This window comes from Chitinophaga sp. (assembly GCF_036566945.1).
Taxonomy (GTDB): domain Bacteria; phylum Bacteroidota; class Bacteroidia; order Chitinophagales; family Chitinophagaceae; genus Chitinophaga.
Map to the genome: position 1 here is coordinate 1 of NZ_DATCVJ010000577.1, position 10820 is coordinate 10820.

A 10820-nucleotide genomic window follows, 5' to 3' on the forward strand; every position below is an offset into this window, starting at 1 on the left:
GATTAAAAATGGGAAGTTTGAGTGGACGGGCGATGTTGGTTATGGTTGGAGTATGGCACAGGAAGCCGATTTAGAAACAAGGAAGTCGAAACGGCTCGATCGGTGGTCTCCATTTGATGCTGCTTTCGCCAGTGATATTGAAAAAGGGAAAGTACGCCTTACTTATGCAAAAAGGAACTGCGTTTTAGAAAAAGGAAAATCGTACGGCTTTCGGCACATCCTTCACGACTTGCTGAGCTTTCATAATGCCCGCAGCAGGAATATTTCATTTTATGACTGTGAAATTAATGCAATGACTAATATGTCATTCGTTAGCCAGTTTACAGAGAATCTTAGTTTTAGACGGGTTAACATTGCTCCGCCAGAAAATACATATCGGGTTACTCCGGCAAGTATGGATGTGTTTCACTTTGCCAATTGCCGTGGTCAGATTTTAATAGATTCCTGTAATATTTCGGGAGCAGGAGACGATGGAATAAATTACCATGGAATAAATATGGGCGTTGTAGGAAAACCAGCGGATAATAAATTGCAGTTGCGATTCATGCAAGGGCAGACCTATGGATTTGCGCCCTGTGCTCCCGGGGATGAGATGGCGGTTATCAATCATCTAACTTTGTGCGAAATAAAAAACAACCCACGGCGTAAAGTGATTGCGATTGAAGTTATGCCGGGTGACACTACGCGAAAAAACTGGATTGTTACATTAGATGGGCCTACACCGGTATTTAACGAAGGAGATGTAGTAGATAATCTTTCATGGCATGCCGATATTATGATCAGCAACAACCTGATAGAACTAGCTTCCTGTCGCGGGATACTTGCGACTTCCCGTGGTAAAATAGTTATTGAAGGTAACAGCATAAATAGCCTGATGCCCGGTGTTTTGATTGAGGATGACGCTAATAAATGGTGGGAATCAGGACCCGTGCGTGATTTATTAATCAGGAATAATACATTTCTCAATTGCGGTATAGATATCGCTCCGCAAACTGTAAAACCCGATGGTCCGGTCCATGAAAACATACGTATTATAGGAAATAAGTTTGTTGGGCAGGCAAAGACTAATCCAACAGCATCCAGGGGAGTCATAAATTGTCCGTTCATTACGGCTAAAGGGGTTAAAGGATTGCACATCTCCGGTAACCGATTCCCAGGAGAGGTATCAGTATCTACAGAGGACTGTGAAGATTTGATTATTGAGAATAATTTAATAAATGGAAATTAATTTGCCCATTAAGCTTTTATCCCTCCTCGCCGCTGAATATTCCCGCTTGCGTTTATTCAATGATAAACCTGACGCTACTGAAAAATTTTTCCCATATGAAAGGCAGACAACTATAAGTTACTGCCCCTGATCTTCTGCAAATCCAAAGTCCCGCTCGTCAATTGCATTTTTATAGCTTAATTTTTTAATTACTTTTACACTTCAACTAAAATCGGGGTGCAATTTGTCGCGGAAATCTTCTTATAATGAGTATCAGCTGTTGCAGGGATTGACTTCGGGTGATACATTGCATTATTCTTACATCTTTAAAGAGTATTATAACGCGCTTTGCCACTATGCCGAATCGATCATCGGTGAGCCTGGGCATGCCGAAGATATTGTGCAGGATGTTTTTGAAAGATTATGGCAGAAGCCACATGCTTTCGAGGATCTCCGGCATCTGAAAGACTTCCTGTACAAAGCTACGCGTAATGCGGCCCTTAATTTTTTGAAAGGGGCACAGCATAGTAAGGAACGCCAGGCTAAATTTCTTCATGAACAGGAAGAGGTGATCACAGAAGAGAACCTGGACATCATCCGCATGGAAGTTTTCAGGGTCATTTACCGGGAGATCAGCAACCTGCCCGAACAATGCGGGAAGATCGTTCGTATGAGTTACATCGAAGGATTGAAAAACGAACAGATCGCCGACATCCTTTCTATTTCCCTCCAAACAGTTAAAAATCAGAAAACCAGGGGCATGAAGCTGCTGAGAATGCGCCTGTCACCGGTTGTAATTACTTTATTCCTGTTGTTTTCCCCCCACTCATAATTTTTTTTCACTTCCTTTAGTACGATCGGAATACCGCGTTGTAATAAAATAAACACATTAGACATGGCGTCTTCTTCAAACGATCCATTCCTCATTGCAGGGCTTATCTCCCGTTCGCAACAAGGCCTGTTGACGGCCGACGAACAGAATGAGCTGGATGCGTGGATCGCGGCCAGCGATAAAAACCGGCAGTTGTGGACGGAAGTGAACAATCCTGACATACAACAGCAAAACGTGAGTGCTATGGCCCGTTTTGATGAAACCGCGGCGCTGGAACGTTTTCTTTCCAACAAGCCTGCAACATCAAACATACGCCGTATGCAGGTCCTTCACATGTGGAAATGGGCTGCTGCTGTATTTGTACTAGCTATAGGTGTTTCGGGTTATTTCCTGCTGACACACAACGCACAAAATGGCGACCGGTTTGGTGGGAAAACCGCCAGGAACGAGATTCTACCAGGTAAAAACGGCGCTATTCTGACATTGGCAGATGGTACACAAATGGTCTTAGACAGTTTGGGCGAAGGAAAAATCGCTACCCAGAACGGGACGCAAATTTCGCTGAAGAACAATGAACTTAAATACGATGCTTCTGCCGCCACAGACGAGGCAGCCCTTAATACTATTACCACACCTAAAGGCCGGCAGTACCACGTCATTCTTCCCGATGGAACGGAAGTATGGCTGAATGCAGCATCTTCTATACAATATCCGGTCGCTTTCAAGGGAAAGGAGCGAAGGGTGAAAATCAGCGGGGAAATTTATTTTGAAGTAGCCGCCAGGAGCTGGCAACCCTTTGTAGTGGAAACCGATCAGATGAAACTGGAAGTACTGGGCACTTCATTTGATGTCAACACCTACAATAATGAAAAAACAATCCGCACAACACTGTTAACGGGTGCGGTGAAAATAACACCGCTGCCTGGCAGTACGTACGCCCCTAAGCCACAGGTGCTGATACCCGGTCAGACAGGGATTTTAAGCAGGCCGGAAACATCAAAGGGGGCTACACTGAGCATAACGGAAACGCCGGATGCTGATAATATTATCGCCTGGAAAAATGGCTTATTTATTTTTGACGGCATGGATTTATACAGTGTAATGCGTCAGTTGGAAAGATGGTACAATATAGATGTACAATACGTTGGAAAACCGGAGAATATCATCTTCAAAGGAAAAATGCACCGCAATACCAATTTGTCTAATGTATTAAAAGTGTTGGAAACGATGGATGTTAATTATGAACTGAAGGGGAATGTTTTGTATGTAAGATAGCGATAGTAACAGACGTTGCTTAAACGAAACCGGAAGTGCTTGCGACACTCCCGGTAGATGTTCAGGTAAGGTAATAATCACAATCAGGTTAAAGACTGCTTATTTATTCACTTAAACATTCCGTCCCTCATGAGAGGGGCGGCTGATGCAAATCTATGCTAATTATTTCTTATTGCATACGGGTTCCCCATGAACGGAAACGTAGCTCAACCAAATCTCTGTTAGTGATGAAACTAACATTCTTTTTACTTACCGCTGCCCTGTTGCAGGTATCTGCCAGAGGCTTTTCACAGAGTATCAATTTTAATGGCAAAAACGTGGCACTGGAAAAAGTGTTTGCAGCAGTAGAATCGCAAACCGAATATGTTTTCCTGTACAAGGCCACTGCTTTGTCTGCAGCAAAGCCAGTCACCATCAGTGCCCGGGGAATGGACCTGGGTGCATTTCTCAACAAGATATTCGAAAACCAGTCACTGATCTACAAGATCATCGATAAAAATATCCTGGTATCGCCGAAAGACTTCAAGCTGGCTGCAGGTAGCGCCCCCGTCGTTGATTCGGTGCCGGCGAAACCCGAATTGATCAATGTTTATGTCTATTCGCCCGGTTATACACCAATGGGCAGCGCCACCATCAGTAATCTTACCGACAAGCGGAACTATCTCACCGCCGGAAGCGGGTCGGCCCAGGTGCCGGTAAGACTGGGCGATCAAATGCGCATCAGCTATATCGGGTATGTTGACCATCTGTTTAAAATTACGGAAGCGATCATTGCTGGCAGGGCATACAATATAGAGCTGGTGCTCTCCACAAACAAACTGGATGAAGTACAGGTCACGGTGTTGGGTACTACCAATAAAAGGACTGGCACAGCCAATATTACCACTGTGAAAGCCAGTGATATCGAAAGACAACCTGTCGTAAATGTGCTGGATGCGCTCGCAGGTCGTGTGCCCGGCCTCCATATCAGCCAATCGGCCAATACGGCCGGGGCCAGGAAAGTAGAGTTGCGCGGACGAAATGTGCTGAATGAGAGCAGTTATACAGATCCACTGTATGTTGTTGATGGATTACCTATTGCCACTTTATCCGTTAATCCATACGGTGCAAATCAACCTGTTCAGGGCGGTTATTCGATGTCCGAAAACCCTTTGTACATGATTAACCCGCTGGACATTGAGAGTGTGGACGTGCTGAAAGATGCGGATGCCACTGCGTTGTATGGTTCCAGGGGTGCAAATGGAGTGATCATGATCACCACCAAAAAGGGAAAGCCGGGACCTACCAGGTTTAATGTAAGCTACTCCAAAGTGTTTTCAAGCGTGCAGCGTTACATGAATATGATGAACACAGAGCAATACCTGGCTGTAAGAAAGGAAGCATTTATGAATGATGCAGTGCTTCCTACCCAGTTGAGTGCGCCGGATCTCACGATCTGGGACCAGAAAGCCTATACCGACTGGCAACGCACCTTCTTCAAAAATGCACAGTCGAACGATGTGCAACTGAGTGTGGAAGGTGGCCTGCTGCTCAATACCTATCGTATCAGTGTGGGATATACTTCCACCACGGAAATGTACAACCAGGGCAGGGGGAACGATCGTTTAACGGTGGGAATGTCTTTCAATCACCGTAGTCCGAACGGCAAGTTCGCGGTGGAACTTTCTTCTAATAATACTTATTCCAATAATGAAACTGCCGCTTCGATAGACTTTTTCTCGCTGGCGCCCAATGCACCACCCATGTATGATGCCAACGGGGAATATAATTTTGTTCCGTACAGAGACCAGTCTGTAAGCAATTATCCATTCAAGGATATTAAGAGCTGGGGAGAAAATCAAACGCTCAAAAGTCAAACCAATCTTGGGTTTACGTATGAAATATTCAAGGACTTCACGGCGGGTGTTCGCGTTAGCGGGGAATTTTTCTCTAATAAAGGCGGCAGTTATGTGCCTAAAGCCGGACAAGATCCCTTGTACAATCCTTTTAACTACGCCGTTTTTGGTAATGGTTCCGGAAAAAGCCTGCTGGTAAGGCCAAGTATCAACTATGTTAAACTGTTCGGTGGAGCAAGGGTATCTGCTTCTGTGGCAGGAGATTACAGTTATGCAGATCAGGATTTGGTAAGGGTGATGGCAATGATGTTCTCTAACGATAACCTCATCAAAAGCTACGCCAATGCGCAAATGGTACAATCGTCAAATAATTTTGTTCCGCTGAAAATTGCCTCTTTGATGGCAACGGTTTCTTTCGACTGGGAAAGTAAGTACATGGTTAATCTGAATGGCAGAAGAGATGGCTCGTCGCGTTTCGGTAGCGGGTCCCGTTTCGGAAACTTCGGATCTGTAGGCGCTTCATGGATTTTATCAAACGAAAAATGGTTTAAGAACGCTAACATGAATTGGCTGTCGTTTGTAAAGCTCAGATCTACCTATGGTGTGATGGGCAATGCCAATGTGGGTGATTACCAATACCTCTCGCGCTGGTCGAACGTTCCAACCGATGCATTTGACAAATTGCCGGACTACGATGGTCAAACCATTTATACGCTCGTACAACCCGTTAACCAGCAATATAGCTGGTCCAGCGCCAGCAAGTTCGAAGTGGGGGCCCGGTTGGGATTTCTTAACAGCAGGTTGAATATTGAAGGTAACTTCTACATCAACAGCGACGGAAAACAACTCACCAGCATTACCACGCCGGCATTCACAGGTTTTGCTGCTGTAATGGGCAACTGGCCTGCAGTGATCCGCAACAAAGGATTAGAGTTGATATTGGATGCAACCATCCTGAATACTAATACCTGGGGTATTACGGCACGTTTCCAGGTAAGCAGGAATACGAATACGCTGGTGGCTTTCCCGGGGCTGGAAGATTCTCCCTATAAGGAAACCTACAAGATTGGGGCTTCCGTAACGGCCAAATCCTACTCGCACTATATCGGTATCAACCCAATGAAAGGAACAGCGGTGTTTGAGGACCATAACGGGGATGGGACCATGCCGGCCGGGATGGGGGTGAACTACCCGGATACAGAACTGGACGATCATTACAAGGTGATAGATCTCAACCCTAAATATTTCGGTGGTGCAGGGTTCCGCATAGACTTCAAGCGGGTATTGTCGCTGGATGCACAATTCAGCTTCGAAAATTCCCTGGTCGAGGATGATTTGCTTAACCAGGGATATGGCGGTAAGGCTAACGGGGTATTGTACGACGAGATCGCAAACAGGCACTGGAAGCAACCGGGCGACAAAGCGCTTTACCAAAGGTATTCCAGCATTTACACCGGCGGACTTTCCGGATCGGATACCTACTATGCCAAAGGCGCCTATTTCAGCCTGGACAACCTTAGCCTGGCCTATACGCTGCCGGTAGCATGGATAAAAAAGGTGGGCATGACGCAGGGTACAGTTTCCCTGAATTCATCAAAGATCTTCAAACTCTCACAATACAGACTGTCGGATGTTGAATTGGGCACTACGCCGCAGATCAGAAGAATTGCCGCTAACCTGAGATTAAGCTTCTAAAATCAATTGTATGAAAAAATTTGCTTTCAATATAACTGCTGCCGGTGTGCTATTGTCAGGCCTGTTGGTAACAGGTTGCAATAAGCTGCTGGATATAAAGGACCCGATCAATTCGATCACTACCAGCGAGGTTTTCCAGAACGACGAGCAGGCTGCCACTGCGCTCAATGGTTTGTATTCTTATCTGATCAACGGAGGAGCGGCCGAAGTTTATTCATACGGGGAACTGGGCAGCGATCTATACAGTGCAGGAGGGATAACACAGGCTGCCGCGCATTCGGCGGACGAGTTATATGCACCCTCGCTCAGCGGAGGGTACCCTTACTATGCGGAAACGGCTGCCAGGCTCACATTACAGAACACAGGCTATTCCACGAAAATATGGAAGACGGCTTATAAAGGCATCTTCAATGCCAATGCACTGATAGAAGGTGTGAAAGGTGCTACATCGAAAGAGTTTACACAGGCCTCCCGGAAAAGGGTGCTGGGCGAAGCGATGGCCGTAAGAGCCATGAGCTATTTTTACCTCGTGAACCTGTTCGAAAAAATTCCACTCGCCTTATCCATCGATTATAACGATACACAAAAACTCCCTTCTGCCAGCCCTGCCACCGTGTATCAGCAAATCATCAGTGACCTGGAAGAGGCGTCGGGATATCTTTCCGAAAATTACGATGGTAACAACACGGAGCGCATTCGTATCAATAAATGGTATGTGAAGGCAATGCTGGCAAGGGTATACCTGTTTACCAAAGACTATGAAAAAGCCTGGCAGAATGCCAATGAGGTGATTGGCCGCGCAGATCTGTTCCAACTGGAAAATCTGAACAACGTGTTCGGTATATCCAGCCGGGAAATTATTTTCCAATTGAAACAAACCGATATTTCGCCGACACGCGGTAATGCCACGCCCGAAGGGTATAGTATGACAACCCGTTACCTCTCCCCAATGCTGCTGAATGCATTCGAAGCAGGTGATAACAGAAAAACTGCCTGGATAACAGCCATCCCCGGCAGTCAATATACACCTGCCGGTTTTGCTGCGGGCAAGTACAAGATCAATATGAACAACCATGTGGTAGGAGGAACCATGTCCGAATATTATGTGGTGATGCGGCTCGCGGAAATTTACCTGATAAGGGCAGAAGCGAACATGTTGCGGAGCCTGGCCAATAAAAATGCCGTGATAGATGATCTGAATATCATCAGGGCGCGCGCCGGGTTGAATGGTTTGCCTTATACTTTAACCGATCAACAGGTAACAGGTGCCATCGCGCAGGAAAGGCGCATAGAGTTGTTTGCTGAATGGGGACACCGCTGGCTGGACCTCAAAAGGACGAACAAAGCTTCGGACGTGCTTTCAACGATATCTTACAAACAACCATGGAATGCGTATCAGTTGCTATACCCGGTTCCTCCGGACGAAATTCGCTGGGCTAACAATCTCTCACAAAATATCGGCTACAACTAAAACATGATCCACCTTAAATCAAGAAAGATGTTTCAAAAATATTTCAAAGCGGGTATGTTAGCGGGAGGCATTATGCTGCTCGGTACTTCCTGTAAGAAGGCCGCACCGGAAGAGATATTTCCGGCGTCTTTGACGATCGTAAATGGCATTAACGACAATACCTCCTTCCTGACCACCTATTTTGGGACTTCACAGCCCAAATACTACATCAGACTTTCTTATGTAGGTACGGGTAACTCTTTTGATTATGCCACCGATAAAATGGACCTGCCGCTTACGTTGTTCAGGAACAACGATACGCTTCAGCCAAATAAGCCCTTCCTGAAAACCAGCCTGAAACTTGAACCTGGCGGAATCTTCACGCATTTTGTGTACGGAAGTCCCACACAGGTAAAACAAAAAACTGTAAAAGAACAACTTCCTTCCCGCAACGTGAATGATAGTGTGGCCAATCTTCGGATCATTAATCTATTCGATAACCGTCCCATCGATGTGTTAGAGCTGGAGCCGGTGCCCGGAACTATCGTCTCCAATCTGGCCTATGAACAACTGTCCGATTTTATAAAAGTCCCTACCAACGTTGCGGTACAGAACTACCGCTTCGAGGTAAGAGATCATGCAACCGGCGTTACGCTGGCCACCTTGACTCAACAAAATATTTTACAGGGTACTACTACGCCAAATGTCAACTGGCTGTTTAAGGCACGTACGATGCTGGTAACCGGTACCTGGACCTCCGAGGGCGTTTTTTCGGCCCGGGCAACCAGCATTGGTCATTATTAATCCAAGTTTTAAATCATAAGAAACACTATATGCAGCCTATATTAAAGGTGGAAAACCTATCGCATAAGTATGCCAGTTCCTGGGCCATACGCGAAATAAATTTTGAGATCAATGATACCGGTGTTATAGGACTGCTGGGCTCTAACGGAGCCGGTAAGTCTACCACGATGAATATCATTTGCGGTACCCTGCTGCAAACGGAAGGCAATGTTTCCATCAATGGGTTGAACATCAAAGACAATCCTATTGAATATAAAAAACAGATCGGTTTTTTACCGCAGCAGGCGCCCCTGTATATGGACTTCACCGTGCAGGAGTACCTGGAATATTCCGCGCAGCTACGGTTGATGGATAAGCGCCTGATAAAAAAAGCAGTAGATGAAGTACTGGAAAAAACATCCATTACGCAGATGCGGTCACGTCTTATAAAAAACCTGTCGGGTGGATATCGCCAGCGCGTAGGTATCGCGCAGTCTATCATCAACAAACCCAAAGTGGTAATCCTCGACGAGCCTACCAATGGTCTGGATCCTAACCAGATCATTGAAGCAAGGAAACTGATAAAAGAAATTGCGCAGGACCGTGCCGTATTATTATCGTCGCATGTACTGTCGGAAATTAACCTGCTGGCTAAAGAGATCATCATGATCGAAGCCGGGCAGGTGGTATTTTCTGATACGCTCGACGCCTTTAATAACATCCTCCAACCCAATACTATGGTGGCCAGAATGCTCCATATGCCTGCGCCCGAAGAATTGATGGCCATAGAAGATGTGCAGAAAGTAGAGTTGCTGCCGGATAACAAATGCCGGATCTGGTTCCAGCCTAACGACGATCTCGCGGAAAGAATTGTGCGGAAGAGTGCTGAGAAAAACTGGAGACTCACTGCTATTCACACTGAATCTTCCGGTATGGACGACGTATTCAAACAATTATCATCAAATTCTTCTTCAATCTTACAATAATGAAAGTAGTTTTTAATATAGCGCGGGCGGAATTACGATACTTTTTCTTTTCACCGATCGCATGGTTTATACTGATTTTATTCCTGATGTCCAGTGCAGGCATCGTCATGGGAAACCTGGCAGATATGGCTGTACAGCAGGACGCCATGCTGGAGTTACAGGGCGATGCTTTCAGTGGGTTCCTCAATATGCCGCTGACCAAAATGGTGGTCGGCAAGGGACTCGATACGGTGCTGATGATCTTCTTTTTGTACATTCCGTTGTTGACCATGGGAGTGATCAACCGTGAATATGCCGGAGGAACCATTAAGTTGCTTCATTCATCGCCGGTGAAAACACGCCAGATCATCATGGGTAAGTTTCTGGGTGTGTACAGTTTTGTATGCCTGATGATCCTGATTTTCCTGGTGGAGCTGATCGTATTGACTTTTTCTATTAAGCATGTAGAGTTCCTGCATATCATATCGATGGTGTTGGGCTTCTTTTTACTGGCGGCTATGTATGTGGCGGTAGGGATGTTTATTTCCAGTTTAACTTCGTACCCGATTGTTGCCGGGATCGGAACATTTGTGGTGCTGATACTGTTCTCCACTTTAGGTATGATGTTCCAGGGAACGGATTATGTGCGGGATGTCACTTATTTTCTTTCCAGCTCGGGAAGGGTAGATAGCTTTCTGGGTGGCCTGATTACTACAAAGGACCTCGTTTACTTCTTCAGTATTACATCCCTTTTTATCATCTTTACCATCATCAAAAC

Annotated in this window: 8 protein-coding genes; all 8 read left to right on the forward strand. The window is 45.8% G+C overall.

The window, feature by feature from the left end; all coding sequences use genetic code 11:
* Positions 1-1228: hypothetical protein (locus tag VIP81_RS17535; protein WP_331963732.1), on the forward strand; the 1228-nt coding region annotated here is incomplete at its 5' end.
* A gap of 223 nt (positions 1229-1451) precedes the next feature.
* Positions 1452-2039, forward strand: coding sequence for an RNA polymerase sigma-70 factor (locus tag VIP81_RS17540; RefSeq protein WP_331963735.1), 588 nt, complete (start codon positions 1452-1454; stop codon positions 2037-2039).
* Between the two features lie 63 nt (positions 2040-2102).
* Positions 2103-3314: a FecR family protein gene (locus VIP81_RS17545; protein ID WP_331963738.1), complete on the forward strand. Its 1212-nt coding sequence runs from the start codon at positions 2103-2105 to the stop codon at positions 3312-3314.
* 227 nt (positions 3315-3541) lie between these two features.
* Positions 3542-6844 carry a SusC/RagA family TonB-linked outer membrane protein gene (locus VIP81_RS17550; RefSeq protein ID WP_331963741.1) on the forward strand — a complete coding sequence of 1101 codons (3303 nt, stop codon included), beginning with the start codon at positions 3542-3544 and terminating at the stop codon, positions 6842-6844.
* Between the two features lie 10 nt (positions 6845-6854).
* Positions 6855-8315: a RagB/SusD family nutrient uptake outer membrane protein gene (locus VIP81_RS17555; protein WP_331963744.1), complete on the forward strand. Its 1461-nt coding sequence runs from the start codon at positions 6855-6857 to the stop codon at positions 8313-8315.
* Positions 8316-8342: 27 nt separating this feature from the next.
* On the forward strand, positions 8343-9098 hold the full coding sequence (locus VIP81_RS17560; protein ID WP_331963747.1) for a hypothetical protein: 756 nt from the start codon (positions 8343-8345) through the stop codon (positions 9096-9098).
* Between the two features lie 29 nt (positions 9099-9127).
* Positions 9128-10063, forward strand: a complete 936-nt coding sequence (locus VIP81_RS17565; RefSeq protein WP_331963750.1) for an ABC transporter ATP-binding protein — start codon at positions 9128-9130, stop codon at positions 10061-10063.
* Positions 10063-10820 (forward strand): ABC transporter permease (locus VIP81_RS17570; protein WP_331963753.1); only part of this gene is annotated, 758 nt, incomplete at its 3' end. The genes VIP81_RS17565 and VIP81_RS17570, both read left to right, overlap by 1 nt.

Excerpts from the sequence above, each read along its gene's own strand:
- VIP81_RS17545 (WP_331963738.1), top strand. The coding sequence starts at position 2,103 with ATGGCGTCTTCTTCAAACGATCCATTCCTCATTGCAGGGCTTATCTCC.
- VIP81_RS17550 (WP_331963741.1), top strand. The coding sequence starts at position 3,542 with ATGAAACTAACATTCTTTTTACTTACCGCTGCCCTGTTGCAGGTATCT.
- VIP81_RS17555 (WP_331963744.1), top strand. The coding sequence starts at position 6,855 with ATGAAAAAATTTGCTTTCAATATAACTGCTGCCGGTGTGCTATTGTCA.
- VIP81_RS17560 (WP_331963747.1), top strand. The coding sequence starts at position 8,343 with ATGTTTCAAAAATATTTCAAAGCGGGTATGTTAGCGGGAGGCATTATG.
- VIP81_RS17565 (WP_331963750.1), top strand. The coding sequence starts at position 9,128 with ATGCAGCCTATATTAAAGGTGGAAAACCTATCGCATAAGTATGCCAGT.